This window comes from Acetobacter sp. DsW_063 (genome assembly GCF_002153745.1).
Taxonomy (GTDB): Bacteria; Pseudomonadota; Alphaproteobacteria; order Acetobacterales; family Acetobacteraceae; genus Acetobacter.
In genome coordinates this window covers 33367-50935 of sequence record NZ_JOPL01000070.1, presented here as the reverse complement: position 1 = coordinate 50935, position 17569 = coordinate 33367, and the positions used below count along the sequence as shown (strand labels likewise).

At 59.9% G+C, this 17569-nt stretch carries 12 protein-coding genes; 5 read left to right on the top strand and 7 right to left on the bottom strand.

What is annotated here, in order from left to right; all coding sequences use genetic code 11:
- Positions 1–775: 775 nt before the first annotated feature.
- A complete protein-coding gene (locus HK28_RS09865; RefSeq protein ID WP_086644410.1) occupies positions 776–1828 on the bottom strand; it encodes an aromatic ring-hydroxylating dioxygenase subunit alpha in 1053 nt (350 codons plus the stop codon).
- 503 nt (positions 1829–2331) lie between these two features.
- On the opposite strand from HK28_RS09865, the gene HK28_RS09860 reads away from it, so the two are divergent.
- Positions 2332–2958 (top strand): TetR family transcriptional regulator, encoded by a 627-nt coding sequence (locus HK28_RS09860; RefSeq protein ID WP_086644415.1) that lies wholly within the window; start codon positions 2332–2334, stop codon positions 2956–2958.
- A gap of 320 nt (positions 2959–3278) precedes the next feature.
- Here HK28_RS09860 and HK28_RS09855 read toward each other — a convergent pair whose 3' ends face one another.
- From HK28_RS09855 to HK28_RS09845, 3 genes are all read right to left on the bottom strand, one after another.
- Entirely contained in the window at positions 3279–3758 is a 480-nt protein-coding gene (locus tag HK28_RS09855) for an AAA family ATPase (protein ID WP_198945856.1), read from the bottom strand.
- Between the two features lie 597 nt (positions 3759–4355).
- On the bottom strand, positions 4356–5888 hold the full coding sequence (trpE, locus tag HK28_RS09850) for an anthranilate synthase component I (protein ID WP_086644408.1): 1533 nt from the start codon (positions 5886–5888) through the stop codon (positions 4356–4358).
- Positions 5888–7831, bottom strand: a complete 1944-nt coding sequence (locus HK28_RS09845) for a peptidylprolyl isomerase (protein ID WP_086644407.1) — start codon at positions 7829–7831, stop codon at positions 5888–5890. The genes trpE and HK28_RS09845 overlap by 1 nt, the downstream gene beginning before the upstream one ends.
- A 278-nt stretch (positions 7832–8109) precedes the next feature.
- On the opposite strand from HK28_RS09845, the gene tpiA reads away from it, so the two are divergent.
- From tpiA to kdsA, 4 genes are read left to right on the top strand one after another with little or no spacing between them, the layout of a single operon-like run.
- Positions 8110–8859 (top strand): triose-phosphate isomerase, encoded by a 750-nt coding sequence (gene tpiA, locus HK28_RS09840; RefSeq protein ID WP_086644406.1) that lies wholly within the window; start codon positions 8110–8112, stop codon positions 8857–8859.
- Positions 8860–8912: 53 nt separating this feature from the next.
- Positions 8913–9290: a preprotein translocase subunit SecG gene (gene secG / locus HK28_RS09835; RefSeq protein WP_086644405.1), complete on the top strand. Its 378-nt coding sequence runs from the start codon at positions 8913–8915 to the stop codon at positions 9288–9290.
- 60 nt (positions 9291–9350) lie between these two features.
- Positions 9351–10994 carry a CTP synthase gene (locus HK28_RS09830; RefSeq protein WP_086644404.1) on the top strand — a complete coding sequence of 548 codons (1644 nt, stop codon included), beginning with the start codon at positions 9351–9353 and terminating at the stop codon, positions 10992–10994.
- The gene (gene kdsA / locus HK28_RS09825) at positions 10991–11836 is read left to right on the top strand and encodes a 3-deoxy-8-phosphooctulonate synthase (RefSeq protein ID WP_086644403.1); all 846 of its coding nucleotides are present in this window, start codon (positions 10991–10993) and stop codon (positions 11834–11836) included. The genes HK28_RS09830 and kdsA overlap by 4 nt, the downstream gene beginning before the upstream one ends.
- 20 nt (positions 11837–11856) lie before the next feature.
- On the opposite strand, the gene hutH is transcribed toward kdsA, so the two are convergent.
- The 3 genes from hutH to HK28_RS09810 all read right to left on the bottom strand — a co-directional run bounded on the left by hutH (position 11857) and on the right by HK28_RS09810 (position 17268).
- A complete protein-coding gene (hutH, locus tag HK28_RS09820) occupies positions 11857–13389 on the bottom strand; it encodes a histidine ammonia-lyase (protein WP_086644402.1) in 1533 nt (510 codons plus the stop codon).
- Between the two features lie 126 nt (positions 13390–13515).
- The gene (locus tag HK28_RS09815; RefSeq protein WP_086644401.1) at positions 13516–14721 is read right to left on the bottom strand and encodes an MFS transporter; all 1206 of its coding nucleotides are present in this window, start codon (positions 14719–14721) and stop codon (positions 13516–13518) included.
- Between the two features lie 93 nt (positions 14722–14814).
- Positions 14815–17268 (bottom strand): TonB-dependent receptor, encoded by a 2454-nt coding sequence (locus tag HK28_RS09810; protein WP_086644400.1) that lies wholly within the window; start codon positions 17266–17268, stop codon positions 14815–14817.
- Positions 17269–17569 lie beyond the last annotated feature (301 nt).

Sequence of the window (17569 nt, the reverse complement as noted above, 5' to 3'; positions counted from 1 at the left end):
TACATTCATGTCCGCAATCCACATCGCCGCATCCTTCATCTTCTATCTTAAAGAATGAGTCCTGAGCCTAGAACACAGGACCTCACCAGGGTCGTCAGAGTTTTTCGCGATCCACTTTCTACCTCTATTTTCAACCAATCAGAGCAGCGGCAGATTCTCATCCTGAGGCTACAGGATTCCCAGGTCGTCGGCGCCGCTTTTCTTCAAATAGCTTCAATCCGTGCGTAAAGATTGTCCTCCGGACGAAAGCGCCGATGCGGAGTGACGGATGCTCCACGAACTTGACGGCCGAACCCCAGAGATTTCACCGCACGCAGGCTTCATTGCCGAGAATACCACTCTAATTGGCTCGATCACTATGAGGGCTTACGCAAGCATCTGGTGCGGCGCTGTCTTACGCGACGACACGGAGGCTATTGTCATTGGTTAGGGAAGCGATACCCAAGACAACGCCGTCCTCCGTCTTACTCTGATGTTTCCTTACTCGACATGCCAAAGTGGCAATGGCTCAATGAGCAGCCCGCCGCTCAGTGCGTGCATAGGACACCACAATCTTTTTCGCCGTTTTCAAGGCTCTGATGTCCGAGCAGTATTTCAGGACTGACAACGCGCAAAATTATCACATAGAAACACAATTATTCTTGGAGTATACTTTTTAAAATAACATTCATTTTTGTATAATAGAATAAAAGTGTCTTTGCGTAAAAACGCCTCCCAATTCAAAAACTACCTTTTCAGAAAATCGCCGAAATCGCACACATCGCAATGGCGCACGTCAAGCGGTGAAAAAGTAGCTTAAGCCCATCGCTCTCAATGATCGACGGTAAGCGATTGAACTGCGATCAGCCATCACATGCGCTTCCAGAGCGATGTCGAGCGGGAGATTTTCAGGCTTTTGCGCTTCAACAAGCGCTCGATCTTCCTCGAATACGCGCCGATTGAACTCATAGACTGCATCGACAGACTGATCCGTATCGAAATTCCTGCAAATCGGCGCGAACATTCTCGTCATGCGCGCGGAGACAGGCGATGCCGCGTTCATAATGACCAATCTCCCGTCGCGAGGGAAATGTATCTCCAGCGTGGCGGTGAAGGGCGTATGCAGACGAAAATGCCGCAACCATTCAAATCCCGGCAATCGCCAATCGGAGTGGCCGATCGGGTAATTGCCCACGCTGCTGCGGCACTCGGCCTCGAACCCGTCCTCTGTCAACTTCGGTGTATATGACGGCACGACAGGGTTCTCCGGGTCGGCAAACGTCTCCGTATGGACGAAGGCGAAATGCGCAACGTCGAGAAACCCCTCCACCTGTCGCCCCGCAAAGCCTGCGATGTCGATCGAGGGGCAGGTAATCCGCTGGAACCCCTCATCCTCCCAATGCGGCATTGGAGGAATAGTCGCGACACCTTCATGCGCAAGGCAGGTCCATATCAGCCCGTAGCGCTGAACAGCAGGGTACGTCTTCAGATTCAGCTTCTTCGGGATGCCGCTGTCTGGATGCGCCGGCACGCGAACGCAACGCCCCCCCTCCCCAAACCGGAACCCGTGATAAGCGCAGGCTACGGTTTCCCCATCGCCGACGCCCATACTAAGGGGCACGCCGCGATGTGGGCAGAGATCGTCGGCGATCACGATTTCCTTGCCGGCCCTATAGACCACGAGGGGGGCATCCAGCAGGGTCACACCCAGCGGCTTGGCTCCGATGTCACGAACCAGCGCTACGGGATGCCAGCAGCCGGCGAGTATGCGCCAGTCGGCTGGCTCGAAAGTGCAGCCTCTCGGCAACAGAGGCGCACTCGACGGCGAGGACTGAAGCGTTGCTGACATTGGCGCCCCCTGAGGATATCGGCCTGCCTTGTTGATCGTTACGGTAGTGATCGTAGCAGAAACTTGCCCACTTCATGCCAGAAAGAGAAGAGATCTTACAGAAAAGCTTTCCACCTTGCTCACTGTCGAAAATACTTATCTATAAATTTGGGCCGCAGTAAAAATATAGACCATCGAGATTCGGGGGAGGGCCGCAGACCCTGCTCAGGGGCGCGATTGACAGATGTCCCGACAAACGAATTGTTGCATAGACACGCCGCCAGCCCGACGCTTTAACCTGAACAGCTGCCCCATTCGGGCGACGCCTAAACAGGTGACCAATTCTACAGCCCATCACCCGCAGTAGCGCAGTAAGAGAGGAGTTAATTTTATGGCGCGCTTCGACGCCGTGTCACCGAGCAATCCCGCTCCGTTAGCACATGATATTCTCGCTGGCCGTTGACTGCGGTTTTTCGCACGCAGCCTTTCGAGACGAACGACAGCGTTTCAAAAGAACGACCACCATGGAGCCACAGATTTTGCCCTCGTCACCTGAGTCCCCACTATCCCGACGTGAACAACGTCGCATCGAAACGCACGATGCGCTTGTAGACGCCGCGATGTCCCTGCTCTCCAGTCAGGGCTTTGATGAGACGACTGTGGATGAAATAGCAGCCACAGCGGGAATTTCACGACGAACGCTGTTTCGGTATTTCCCGACCAAGGCAGACATCGTCACCGCCTGGACGTTGCAGATGACGTCGGTTCTGGCAGCCACGGTGGACGCCTGTCCCGACGGGTGTTCCGCTCAAACGTTGATAAGGCATGCGCTGGAAGCTGTGATTCCTCACATTGCGCCTACTGAAGCGAAGGCGCTGGCTTTCGTCGTGCTCATCGAACACACGCCTGCGCTTCAGCCTGTCAGCCTGAGGAAATACGCGCAGTGGGAGGACAGCCTCGCCAATGCCCTGTCTCGACGGCTACCGCCATCAGACGACCGGGCGCTCTCGGCGCGTGTCGCCGCACGTTCAGGGATAGCAGCCTTTCGAACTGCACTCGACGAGTGGATTCGCATCGACGGGAAGCAGCCTCTTGTTCCGATTCTTCGGTTGGTAATGGAACTGCAATCCGACTTGCTATCACCCGCATAGAGCGTTTGCTGACCAAAACTTCCGCCATCTACGATTTTATATAAATACGAAGGAAATTTTCTCGCGGCGACGATCAGTAAAAATAAAGAGAAAATATATCCACGCGATTTGATAACAAGTGCGCACTGTCGTCCAATTGTTCGCGCAAGAGACAACTCTTCACAAATTTTCATAGAATTTGTAAGGAAAATCACAAATTCGGCAATCAACTTTCTCAAAGTCAGTTCCCGCAAAAAAATCTCTGATCAAAAGATATACGAATCACCATGCACACGGCTGCACAGTGACGTCACAATCACGAGCAGGATCATCACCAGCCATCAGCTAAGAAGTTCGGCGACTACGTTCCCCCGCGAGAGCCCTTCCTGCTGGCAGAAGCGAGTTATCTGGCGCGACGACGTCAGTTCAATCGTCGGCGTGGATACCCCCGCCAATATAGACCGATAGCGTCTCCTGTTTTCTCTTCCTGCACCGGCGATATGACGAATCATATCCCATTTGACGCTGTCCGCCCCACCATCCAGTCCACCAATACGATCGCGCTTCCCCCATGATCGACGAAGATAGCGGACCAGACTGGTCACAGTTGAAACATCAAGCAAAATCACCCCGGTAGAACGGGCAAAACGCTGCTGCATGCACCTGGAGTAATTTCCATCCATGACCCAACGCTCATCAGCGATTGCCGCATCGTGAAGGGTCACGAATTCTTCGACAGGCCTCGGGCGCCAATCCGTATTAAGCATGTGATAAAGTTGATCAAGATGAATTGGCGCATGTCCCCGAGAGCGGGCGATCATGTCCGCGAGCGTCGATTTACCGCTATTGGACGGTCCCAGAATGCATATGCGCGGACCAAGATCGCCAAGCGTGACGGGCACGATAGAACCTCAATCTTCGATTGAACCTGCGCGACATGCGCTTACGCTCGCCATTACCACAGTACCGAAAGCTACAATACGGAAATACACTCATTGTGCCTGTATCGATGCAAACACAAAAAGCAATGCGGCGTTCCGCCAGTCAAACCGGACGAAAATCTACACGAAGCGCGCAGAATTACGAAGGTTGGCTTGAGTTTGTCACTGTGAAATTTGGCAAAACGCTGCGACTCAAGCCTTTGATGGCTCTCTCTAAAACTTCATGGGTTTAAAACGTGAGTATCACCTCACCCATCAACATTTTTTATTCTTATCAACTACCCTAAAATGATCCGCTCAACCCAACCCATGCGCGGCATAAAGCCTGTTGGCTAAGAAAATTCTGCCCAACGCCTTACTAAAATAAAAACAGAGACGGCTTCTATTGCGAGGCAAGTAACTCTGGGGCTCGTTTTTTCGGCGAGGGACCAGAAACAACCGCCGAAAGCGCGCTCCGGCCCTCATATGAACCTATTCTCAGTCGCCCCTGTTTCGCATGGCGACGCGCACGGCCTCATCAGCAGCACGGAACAGAGCGCGCGCCTTGTGCTCTGTCTCCTCACGCTCCAGCTTCGGCACGCTGTCCGCGACGACGCCACATCCGGCCTGAACGTGCATCTTCCCGTCCTTGACCACCGCCATGCGCAGGCCAATGCACGTATCCATGTCCCCGCCCGCACCGAAATACCCGATGCAACCGGCATAGGTCGCACGTCGTGAGCGCTCGACCTCGTCGATAATCTCCATAGCTCTGATCTTCGGCGCCCCAGTCAGAGTCCCTGCCGGAAACGCAGCGACCAGCGCATCGAGCGCCTCCAGTTCGGGACGAAGCACGCCTTCGACCGTCGATGATATGTGCATGACGTGACTGAAACGCTCGATCACGAAACTCTCCGTGACCTTCACCGATCCTGGCGCCGCGACACGTCCAACGTCGTTACGCCCAAGGTCGATCAACATCAGATGCTCCGCCCGCTCCTTCTCATCAGCGAGCAGATCCTGTTCAAGGCGCAGATCTTCCGCGGCGTCCGCACCGCGCGGGCGGGTTCCCGCCAGTGGACGCACCGTCATCTTGCCGTCGCGCAGACGAACCAGAATTTCCGGCGACGATCCAACCAGAGAGAACCCGCCAAAATCGAGGTGGAACAGAAACGGCGCCGGATTGACGCGCCGCAACGCGCGATAAAGCGACAGTGACGGCAGCCCGAATTCCGTAGTGAAGCGCTGACTAGGCACAACCTGGAACGCATCGCCGGCAGCGATATATTCCTGAATACGCGCGACGATCGCCTCAAATTCCGCCGCCGAAAACGTCGAACGCGGCGGCTGGATGGCGCTGACATGCGTATCTTGCGGCGGCGTCAGAGGGGCGGCGAGACTGGCCCGCGCGCGGGCGATCAGACCCTCTGCGCGATCAAATGCGGCTTCGGCCGTCGAACCATCGGTGGGACGAATTGGCGCTGCGAGGATCAGTTCGTCAGTCACCGAGTCGAAGATCGCAAACAGACCCGGCCGCATGAGGATCGCCTCGGGCAATCCGAGATCGTCGGGCGGCGCGTCAGGCAGCCGCTCCATCTGGCGAACCATGTCGTAGCCGAGATATCCGAACAGCCCCGCCGTCATCGGGGGCAATCCGTCCTGCAACTCAAGACGGCTCTCATGGATCAGTGCTCGAAGACTGTCCAGCGGCGCGGTCTCCAGCGGCGCGAACGCCTCCGGATCGACGCCCGGCGTCCGATTGATGGAGGCTTTTCCGTCGTGGCAGCGCCATACGAGATCGGGCTCAAGCGCGATCACGGAATAGCGCCCGCGCGATACGCCGCCTTCAACCGATTCAAGCAGCAGCGTGTTGCGTCCGCCCTGCCGGTTCAATGCGACAAGACGCATGTAGGCGGCGACCGGCGTCAACAGGTCCGCCGCTTCCACGGCGTAGATCACCGTGGCCTCGCCTCGTCCCCAGGCCTCCGCGCACTCGACACGGGTGGGAGAAGAAAAGCTCGTCAAACGCATCAGGAGCCGTCTCCAAAGCCCGCCATATCAAGCGCCGCCTTCACCCCGGCGGGAGCAATCTTCGCCTTGTAACGCTCGCCCAGCGACCTGGTCAGCACCCCGGTCAGATCTGACGTCAGCGAGTCGGTCAATCCGTCGCGAACGCGCCCGAACCCGAGTGAGTCGGCGGCGGGATCAGGATGCTGCACGGCCGTCGCGGTCACGACGATGTAGCTTTCCGCATCTTCTCCCATGACGCTACGCCCGGCAGGCATTCTCAGCACCGTCTGCGCCAAATCCTCAGGCAGTCCTTCCGGCGGCCGCGCGCGCGACGCGAAGACACCCTTCTTGAGGTCGGCGCCCGTGGGCGCCACGGCTGCAATGCCGCCCTGCTGCTGAGCCGCCAGATAAAGGCCCGTAGCCTGCTCGTCTGCCGCATGCCTGCGCGCTTCGTCACGCCACGTTGCAAGAACACGAGCGCGGGCCTGATCGAACGGCACCGGCTGGCTCGCCGTCACGTCGTCGACTGAGACGGCGTACCAGCCAAGCGACTGGCCCGGCTGCCCCTGCTTCGCCGGAGCGGTCGCTTCCGTCAGTGTGGGAGGCGCGCCTTTCGCCTGCGAGAAAATGCGCGCCACGACGGCGTCCCGAAGCGGACCCGACGCGGGCAGAGGCGCAGGCTCGCCGTCCTTCGTCATGCCGGTGGAATCCAGCGTGCCCGCAGCGGCGGCCGCCCCGAGGTCGGAAGGAATCGCGTCGAGTCCGCCTCCGGCAATCGCGTCCTGCAGCTTCTTCACGTTGGCGTTCACCGTCTCCGGCGCGCGCGCCTTGACGATCTGATCTTTCAGAGAAGCCTTTGCATCGTCAAAGCTCGTATCCTTGGGCGGCGTGACCTTGACCACATGGAAGACCACCCAGCCGGTATCGACCTTCACAGGCCCCTGCACCGTGTCGGCCGGAGCCGAGAAAACCAGCTTCTGCAGAGCCTCCGACGGCAGGCTGCTTTCGCGCGCATCGTCGAACTCCACGGCGGCGCTGTCCTTCGCCGCCGTCTGTACCTGCGCCCAGGTCGCCCCCCCGCGCCATACGGTGGCGATCGCCTGCGCCTGCGTCTCGTCGGGCGCCGTCACCAGTTGAACGCTGCGTAGCTCCGGCAGATGGAACCGCTCTTTCTGGGCGTCATAGAGGCGGTGCATTTCCTCATCGGTCGCAGACACGGTGGACGCAACCGTGTCGGGCGACAGGACGACAACTCTGGCGTGACGGAGTTCCGGGCTCACGAACAGCCACGGATGGTTCGTATAGAACCGCCGCAGAGTAGCCTCGTCGGGGTCCTGCGGCGTGGGTTCGGACGCGAACGGAATGTGAAGCACGTCCAGAACACGCGTCTCCGTCTCAAAGCCATATGTCCGGCGCACCAGCACGTCGGGGACATGAGCGCCGGAGAGAGCAGCGTCGAGCACGCCACGACCGGCGAGGTCGTCGCGCACGAGACCGATCAGGCGCTGCTCGGTCATGCCCGCCTGCGCCATACGCGAGTCGAACAATTTGCGGTCGAACTTTCCATCTTTGCCCTTGAAGTAGGGCATCGCGAAAATTTCCTCGCGGACGGCGGAATCGGGGACCACGAGACCCATCGCCGCTCCTGCTTCCAGCACCTGCGCCTGACCGATCAGCCGTTGCAGCACCTGCTGCGCCATCTGATTACGGAACTGGGGCGGAAGGTTTTTTATGTCGGGCGCACCCATGCGCTGCGCCATCTGCGGCAGTTCGGCCTGCAGCGCCGTCGCCAGTTCGCGAGAGGAAATCTTGCGCGACCCTACGCTGGCGGCGACGGACGGATCATCTCCGAGATTGCTGATCACGTCGCCCACACCCCAGGTGACGAATGCGATGAAGATCACCAGAGCGAGGACCCGGCCGACCCATGAGTCGACGACGAAACGGCGCAGGAACGAGATCATAAGGGAAGCAGTCCGGGCGGTTTGACGTATCAAGGATGCCGGACGGCTTGCGATGACGCGAAGCGTCCGGGCGGCGCACCTTATTCATCCCTCGCCCCGTTGACCAGAAGCGGGGCTTATGATCTGCGCCACAAGTTCAGGCGGCGCGCATTTACCCCCGGCTTGCCCGATCGCGCCGCAGTGGATTACGCATTGTCGAACAAACGTGACGCGCGGAAAAACGGAACGCGGGAAAGACAGGCGTGCCAGAAAACGAGCGCGCGGAGGGGAGACGTCGGATGAGCAGGCCACTCGTTGTCGGGAACTGGAAGATGAACGGCCTGCGCGCCGACTCCGCCGCCCGCGTCAATGCGCTCCTGGACGGATTGCGCGAGAAACCCGCCGCTGGCGTTGACGTCGCGATCTGCCCGCCCTTCACCCAGTTAGCGTTAGTCGGCTCTCAGCTTGAAGGCGCGCCCGTCGCTCTGGGTGCGCAAGATTGCCACAAGGCGGAGCGCGGCGCGCACACGGGCGACACCTCTCCCGAGATGCTCTCGGACGCGGGCGCCTCTTACGTTATCCTCGGGCATTCGGAGCGTCGTCGCGATCATGGCGAGATCGACGAGACAGTGCGCGAGAAAGCCGTCGCCGCCGCCAAGGCCGGGCTGACGCCAATCGTCTGCATCGGAGAGACCGAAGATCAGCGACAGAGCGGGGAGACGGAAAGCGTCCTCGGCTGGCAGATCAAGGGTTCGCTGCCGGACGGTTTCACCGGCGTCGTCGCCTATGAGCCGGTCTGGGCGATCGGCACCGGCCTCGCCGCGACCAGCGAAGATATTGAGGCGACTGTGGGCTTCATCCGCGCTGAACTGGTGCGCCAGTTCAACGAGAGTGGAAAAACTCTCCGGATTCTGTATGGTGGTTCGGTCGATGCTGGGAACGCCGGATCGATTCTGGCTATCCCCAACGTAGGGGGCGCGCTTGTCGGCGGCGCCAGCCTGAAGCCGGACGCGTTCCTGTCCATCATCCACGCCGCGCCGGGCGCCTGACGCCCGTCGGCCGCAAGGCCGTGCGGACCGTTTAATTTCGAACCGGATACTCCATGACCACCGCCCTGCTCGTCCTGCATCTTTTCGTCACCATCGCCCTCATCGGGACGGTGCTCATTCAGCGTAGCGAGGGCGGCGGTCTGGGCATCGGCAACTCGCAGGGCATGGGCGCCTTCATGTCAGGACGCGGCACGGCCAACCTGCTGACGCGATCCACCTCCATTCTCGCGGCGCTCTTCATGGTGCTGTCCCTGACGCTCGCGGTCATCAACCGCGGCGCGGTCACGGGCGGCGGTCACGACATTCTCGCAACTCCCGCACAGACCACGTCGACCCAGGCGACGCCTGCGTCGAGCGCTACCGTCCCTGCAGCGGCGTCTCCTGCGACCACCGCGCCCGCTACGCCTGCGCCCGACGCCACGCAGCACTGAGCGCCCGACGCTCATTCCGTACTTCCCTCTCCCTACCCTGTCGGTGTAGGGAGAGCGTCCATGACGCGGTTCGTATTCATCACCGGCGGTGTGGTGTCCTCTCTCGGCAAGGGAATCGCATCTGCGGCTCTTGCCGCCCTCCTTCAAGCTCGCGGATACTCGGTTCGGCTTCGCAAGCTCGACCCGTATCTGAACGTCGATCCGGGTACGATGAGCCCGTATCAACATGGCGAAGTGTTCGTCACGGACGACGGCGCAGAGACCGACCTCGATCTCGGTCACTACGAGCGTTTCACCGGCGTCAACGCCACGAAATCAGACAATGCGACGACAGGGCGGATTTACTCCGACGTGATCGCCCGTGAACGGCGCGGCGATTATCTCGGCGGGACCGTGCAGGTCATTCCGCACATCACCGACGCCATCAAGGAACGCGTCGTCGCCGACACCGAGGGGCTCGACTTCGTTCTGGTCGAGATCGGCGGCACCGTCGGCGACATCGAGAGCCTTCCGTTCCTTGAGGCCATCCGCCAGCTTCGCAACGATCTCGGCGTCGAGAACACCATGGTGGTGCATCTCACGCTGCTGCCGTGGATTCCCTCGGCAGGAGAGTTGAAGACGAAGCCGACGCAGCATTCGGTCAAGGAATTGCAGAACGTCGGCCTTCAGCCGCAAATTCTGCTGTGCCGTTGCGATCGCGCGATTCCCGACAACGAGCGGCGCAAGATCGCGAATTTCTGCAACGTGCGTCCGGAAGCCGTCATCGCTGCGCGCGATGTCGACACGATCTACGCCTGCCCGCTGTCTTACCATGCGGAGGGCATGGACACGGAAGTACTCCGGTACTTCCATTTGCCCTACGAGGACGAGCCGGATCTTTCGGGCTGGAAGCGCATCGTAGACGCCATCCGCGAGCCGGAAGGCGAGGTCCGTATCGCCGTAGTCGGCAAATACACGGCCATGCTCGACAGCTATAAATCGCTGAACGAAGCGCTGCTGCATGGCGGCATCGCCAACAAGGTCCGCGTGAAGCTCGACTGGGTCGAATCCGAGACGTTCGAGAGATCGGGCGAAAAATCGGGCGTGTCCCTCGATCGTCTCCGTGAAGCGCACGGCATTCTGGTGCCCGGCGGCTTCGGAGAACGCGGCTCCGGCGGCAAGATCGAAGCGGTGAGGTTTGCGCGCGAGAACAAGGTGCCGTTCCTCGGCATCTGTTTCGGAATGCAGATGGCGGTCATCGAGTGCGCCCGCAATCTTGCCGGATTGCCTAAAGCGTCTTCGACCGAGTTCGGCCCTACGGATGAACCCCTGGTCGGGCTGATGACCGAGTGGGCGCGCGGCAACGAGTTGCTTCGTCGCCGCGAGGGCGGGGAACTTGGCGGCACGATGCGCCTTGGCGGCTATCAGGCCAAGCTGGCCGAAGGCTCGCGCGCGGCGGAAATTTACGGCTCGACTTCGGTTCGTGAGCGGCATCGCCACCGCTACGAGGTAAACGTCCACTACAGGGACCGTATCGAGGCTGCCGGGCTGAAGTTCTCCGGCATGTCGCCCGACGGCATTTTGCCGGAAGTCGTCGAATACCCTGACCACCCCTGGTTCGTGGGCGTTCAGTACCATCCGGAACTGATCTCGCGCCCCTTCGCGCCGCATCCGCTGTTCTCCGGCTTTGTCGCCGCTGCGCTACAGAAAGCACGCCTCGTATGAACACGGAGAACACGTCCACCCCACGAGTGGTCAAGGTTGGCGACGTCGGCGTCAGCAACGCGTTGCCGTTCGTTCTGATCGCCGGTCCCTGCCAGATCGAATCAGCCGACCACGCGAACGATATGGCTTCCGCGCTGGTCGAAATCTGCGCCCGGCTGGGCGTCGGGCTGATCTACAAAAGCTCGTTCGACAAGGCGAACCGCAGCAGCCTTGGCTCCCAGCGCGGCGTGGGCATGGCGAAGGGGCTGGAGATTCTCGCAGGCGTGCGTGAACGTTTCGGCGTTCCGGTGCTGACCGACGTGCATTCGGCCGAGCAATGCGCGCCAACCGCCGAAGCCGTCGACGTGTTGCAAATTCCCGCATTCCTATGTCGCCAGACCGACCTCCTTCTGGCGGCGGGCGAAACGGGCGCTGCGATCAACGTCAAGAAGGGGCAATTTCTTGCGCCGTGGGACATGACCCATGTCGCCGCGAAGATCGCCTCGACTGGCAACGAGCGCATCATGCTGTGTGAACGTGGCGCCAGCTTCGGCTACAACACGCTGGTCAGCGACATGCGCAGCCTGCCGATCATGGCCCACACAGGCTATCCGGTGATCTACGACGCCACGCACTCCGTGCAGCAGCCGGGCGGACTTGGCTCGTCTTCTGGCGGCCAGCGTGAGTTCGCGCCTGTGCTGGCGCGTGCGGCTCTTGCGGTCGGCGTCGCCGGCGTCTTCATGGAAACGCATGAAAACCCGGACAGCGCGCCGAGCGACGGGCCCAACATGATCCCGCTGCGCGAAATGGAAACGACATTGCTGACGTTGATCCGTGCCGACCGGGTGACGAAACCATACTGACGAGGCCTGTCCCGGAGGCGTCACTCCGGGACGATCGTCGCCACAGGCGTCTCCCCGAGACGTGCTTTCATCCCGGCGATATCTCCGGCCAGCGGCCTGTCGTCGGCATACCGGGCGACGCCGCTTCGAACGAACTCAAATATCAGACGAGTGCGCGGAGCCAAGGCCTCTGCACACCCGACCAGGTCGCAGGCCTGCGCCGCTGCTAGCAGTTCGATCGTCAGAATCAACGCGGTTCGATCGAGAATCGCCTGAGCTTTCATGACGGCCGCGGTTGCGTGACACAGCATGTCTTCCTGCAATGCCGACGTGACGCCTCCGTCCAGACTGGCCGGGAGTCCGTCGCGACGATTGGCCGAAACAAGCGCAGAGGCCGTGTACTGCGCGATCATGAAGCCTGATTCCGCACCAGACGCCCCCGCCAGAAAAGCGGGCAGTCCACTCAGCAGCGGGTTGAGCATCCGATCAAGACGACGCTCCGACATCATCCCCAGTTCCGCAATAGCGACGCCGAGTTGATCAAAAGCCAGTCCTATATCCGGACTGACCGCGTGCGCCTCTGACATGGCGAACGGTCCATCGGCGCCGTCAAGAAGCGCCGGATTGTCCGTGACGCTCGCCAGTTCCCGATCCACGCAATCCGCCGCATTCGTCCAGACGTCCCTGACTGCGCCATGAAGGTGCGGAATGGTCCGTAAGCTGAGCGCATCTTGTGTGCGCTTGCCGCGGGCTGCCTCGATCCGCACCGAACCCTCCAGAAGCTTCGCCATGCGCGCGGCGACAAGTTCCATGCCGGGGCGCACGCGCAAAGTCGTGGATTCAGACCGAAAAATTACGTCCTGCCCTTCCAGACACTCGAATGTCAGGGCCGCAATAGCGTCCGCCCAGTCGAGCCACCGCTCCAGCCGCGCCAGCAGAAGCGCGCCCATCCCCGTGGCGCATGGCGTGCCGTTGACGAGCGACAGCCCTTCCTTCGCCTCCAGGCACAACGGTTCCCTGCCGATCCGCGCAAGCGCGGCGACGCCCTCCGTTTCCCGATCTTCGCCGGGCAACACAGCCGCCCCCTCCCCCACCAGTGTGAGAGCGATATGCGCCATGTGGGTCAGGTAACCGACCGATCCGTCTCTCGGGACCGACGGCGTGCAGCCTGCGTTCAGAAGGTCGAGAATCTGCGCAACGACAACGGGGCGGACACCTGATCGTCCGTGCGCAAAATTATTGACCGCAGCGACCATGATCGCTCGCGTTTCGACAGGCGGCAGTGGCGCGCCAACGCCCACGGCGTGGCTACGCAGGATGTTGTGAGACAGCGCGCTTTGAGCTTCCCGCGAGACGACGACTTCGGACAACGCGCCGACCCCTGTCGTGACGCCATAAACCCGGTCGCCGCTGGCGACGATGGCGCGACGGCGGTCGTCTCCGGCAGTCACGCGTGCGAGCGCTGCCGCTGAAAGGATCACGCGCTTTCCCTCTGCGACCGCGGCGACGTCGCGCCAACGCAGACTTTCCCTCAGTTCGATCACGCCATCGGACGATGCATGGGTGTGCGGCATGAGAGGAATTCCTTGCAGGCGTCAGAGTATTATCCGAGCGAACGGAATCATTCAGTCGGATCAGGATGCTCGCCAAAACGATAAGCTGGCGCCATGTCCGTGAATGGTTACGGCTCCAGACGGCGTTCAGAGGGCTGCGCGAAGTTCTCGATGCAGCACAGGATAGCAGAACGGAATCGCAAGTCCGGCAACCACGGCGGCCATCAGCGCCAGAGTCAGAAAGCTGCCGTGATCCACGACCAATCCGCCGAGCGGGGCGCCCAAAGCGAATCCAAGCCTGTCCATGCCACTGCACAAGGTCCCCGCCTTGCCGGTGTCATCAAGAGAGGCGGCGCTCCCCAGCAGATAAGCGTAAGACAGCATCGAAAACACCCAGAATCCCGTAATGGCTATGGCGTAGCTCCATGGGCCCCAGGCTGCGCAGGAAAAGAAACAAGCCGCCGCGACGCCCACCAGGCTGGTAAGCAACACGACGGAACGCGGCAGCATCGTCGCGATGACGGCGCCGCCGAAACTGCCAAGCACGCCAGCGATGATTCCGACAGATGACAGGGTGACGATGAATTTTTCACTCAACGCCAAATGGGCGCCGACACGCCCGGCGAACGACCATGCAACACTTTGACCAAGCGACGACAGTGTCCACATGACGACCAGCGCCACTCCGCCCGCGCTAAGACGCAGCCGAGCGCGTTCATGGGCCGCCGCCGCGTGCGGGGCCTTGCGGAGCATCAGCAGTAACGGCGTTGCGACCAGCATTGGTGCGCAAAAAGCGAGAAAAGCCCCTAAAGGACCGCATAGATGCGTCGCCAGAGGCACCAGCGATATCGCCCCGACTATGACGATCAGGCCGCCGCCGCTAGCAATCGAATACACGCGATCGACATTGCGCGACGCGGAGACTGCCTGAATATAAGAGCGCGCCAAAGATCCTGATGCGACGCCGATCAGAATTGCGCACCCCCAGCAGGCGAGCGTCGAGCGCGCAACACTGAAGAGCAGTATGTTCGCGATTGCGCCAAGGGCCGCTCCGGCTACGGCGGTCACGACCGGCGGGAGTGGGCGATGCAGGCGCGACAGGGCGATCATCGTCAGCGACAGAGCGATGATCTCAAAAAAACCGAACCATCCTGAGTCCGTCGCTGAAAAATTGACGCCCGTCATCAACGCGTCGACCTGAAACGGCATCGCCGAGGAGACGAGATGCGCCGTGCCTGAGCCGATACAGGCGCCAATCAAGACCGGCAGCGGCAAAACAGCCCCCGCCGGGGAGTCAGCCGAAGCGTTTACAGAGGTCTCAGAGAGAAACTCCGCATAACTATCCATCGTCATGCGGATATCACTCCCGAGTTAGCGGTAAGAAAGTCGATTTTCTGCGGAACACGGGCGCGATCGATCACGCCCTGTCTGAATGCGGATCGACTATCAGAACCCAGTGCTGAAGGTCGCCAGACAGGCGAAATTTGGCGCAGCGAGAAGCTGCGCTGTGCCAGCGGTCGTCCCCGGCGAATACACGCCCGACAGATAATGGTGATCGGCCAGATTGATAATATTCAAACGAATAGAAGGAGACTTCATGAACCCGATCTTCTTCATCCGCGCGCCGATCATCATGTCGACCTGCTTGTAACCCTTGATCTGCTCGTCATTCGTGTAGGTGCTGTATTGCTTGTCGACATAGCGAAGCGTCACACTGCCGAACATCGTGCCGTCGTCATAGTTGAGCGCGACGGACGCCTGCCAACGCGGCGCAGACGGCGCGATCTTTCCCTTTGTGTTCAGATAAGTTCCGTCAGAGTCGGGAATGTTGTTATCGGTCGTAGCGTAGAGGTACTCACCGGAGGCGTAAGGCGAGAAGTGATGCCATGGACGCAGGCCCATTTGGGCGTCCACGCCTCGGATCGTCATGCCGCCGACGTTCATCGCGACAGGGAGGGGGTTCGCGCCGTTATAGGCGTTCACCTGATGGTTGGTGAAGTTGTAATTGAACCCGGTGATGGATGCGTTTCCAAGGCTGCCGGAATACCGCGCGCCGACTTCTTCGACGATGCTGTATTCGTTTTTCAGCTTTGTATTGCCTGTGGTGATCTGCGATCCATTCCAGGGATTGTCGTAAGCGTTATACATCGCCGTTCCGACCGGCGTGCGAAAGTTGGTGTTGACGCTGGCGAAAACCATGACATTCGGATTGATGTGGTAATCGATCGACATCCGCGGCAATGGCTCTGCCGTATTGTAGCCCACCTTGTAATACCCCTCGACAGGCTGCCCGAACGTGCCGTCACGCGAGATCATCGCTTCCTTGAAACCTGCCGAAATATGCAGGCGATCATTGAGGAGCGTCACCTGATCGCCGATATAGAGCATATTGGTCATGGTGATCGTGTGGTACGACTGCTCGCTCAAAAGCGTGCCGTCTGTCAGCTTCAGATTGTAGCGACCATCGAAGTTGGCGGCCTGACCGGTCGCAGTCAGCGCGGAGAAAGGCTCGAGAGCCTGCATATCGGTGTAACCGAACCACCAACCGAACGTCAGCTCGTTGTGTTTGGTCTTGTATTTCACCGACGAATTAAGGCCAGCATACCCTTCGGTGCCGAGCCAGTTATACATTGCGTTAATGGCTTCGCCTTGCGCGGTGCTATAGGTAGCAGCGTTGCCGGTCGCGATCGACGCGCCAGTCGTGCCGGTTCCGTTGTAGTTGGAGCCATTGATCGCCAGCAGACCACCGTAATCGCCTGCGCCGTTCGAAAGGCTGCCGGCGCCGAACGGGTAAGCGCCGCTTCCGTGATAGACATACGGCGAAACGTCGAAAGTCAGCTTCGGGCTCGCCTCGAAATGCATCGGTGCGCTGATCAGAATGTCAGCCCAGTTGGTCTGATAGAACTTATAGTAGCTGTTCAAACCGTTGTAGCTGGCGTCGTTAACGTTATACGTGCCCGAGAAATTGTGGCTCAATCCCTCCTGATTCCACTGACTGACGGAATCGTAGGTCGGATAGTAGGCCGTGTTCTCATTGTTGTAGGATCCAGCGACAGAAATGAAACTGTTGCCCCACTCCTTGATCGCTTTGAAATCCATGTGACGTCGGTTGTTTCGCCCGGGACCACGCCACGCCTTGCCGGAAAGATTGGAGTAGGATGCGAACGCACGAACGCCGCTATGGCCGATTTCACCGGTGTCATAACGGATGAACTGTCGATTAAGCTGATGCGTGCCGTAGCTGACGTCGAGTTCGCCGCCATGCTCGTATTTCGGATTGCGCATATTCACGGCCATGATGCCGCCAGCAGAGTTCGTGAGGGGAGAGTTCAACTCGCCCGACCCCTGCTGCAACTGCACATTGTCCATGTTTTCGGAATCGATCCATTCCGAGGAATTCGGCGTGTAATCGTCGGGATCGTTCATCGGCGCACCTTCGAAGGTGTATCCGATCTGCTGCTGGTTCATGCCGCGCACGGTGATCATCGATTCATCGCTGACGCCGAACGGATCGCCCATGGCTACGTTCGCGCCCGGGGCCATTTGAATCAGCGCCAGAGCATTGGATGCGGGAGACTGCTTCGCGATATATTCGTGCGTAACCGTGCTGACCGCCTTCGCCGCAGTTTCCGCGCGCATCATGCCCCCGCCCGAGACATGCCTGTGCCCAACGGCCGCAACGGCCTCTGTTCCGGCCGCGTTAAAAACGGTCGGCGCCCGCTTTACCGGCGCCGCTGCAGCCCCATTGCGCGGAGAAGTTACTGAACTCGCCGCCGCGCCAGCGCCTGATGACCCGCGATGATGGGCTCGTGTGGCGGCTCCCGCCGTCCCTGCGAGCGCGATCGCCAAAATCGCTGAAACCGCCACGCAGCCGGTAAGGCATGTCGTGTGTTTGATCATCTCGCCGCAACTCCTCACCACGACGCCCCAATGCGCCAGTTATGTCCTGCCGCATGCGGCGTCGCAAACGTCGCCCCGAAAGACGCTAACCATTATTGATTATGGTTGCATATACGGAATGTGGGCGACAAGCCAAATTCAAAACATTTTCGGAACAAAAATTGAATGTTGCGATCTTACAACACTCACCAAAATCCCCGCGAGACGCGGGACGTTCAGCAGCCGACGACGCCGGGCCATACTCGCCTTTTTGAGCCGGAAATCAGCCCACGCAATTGAACTCAAATTGGATGGGATAAAC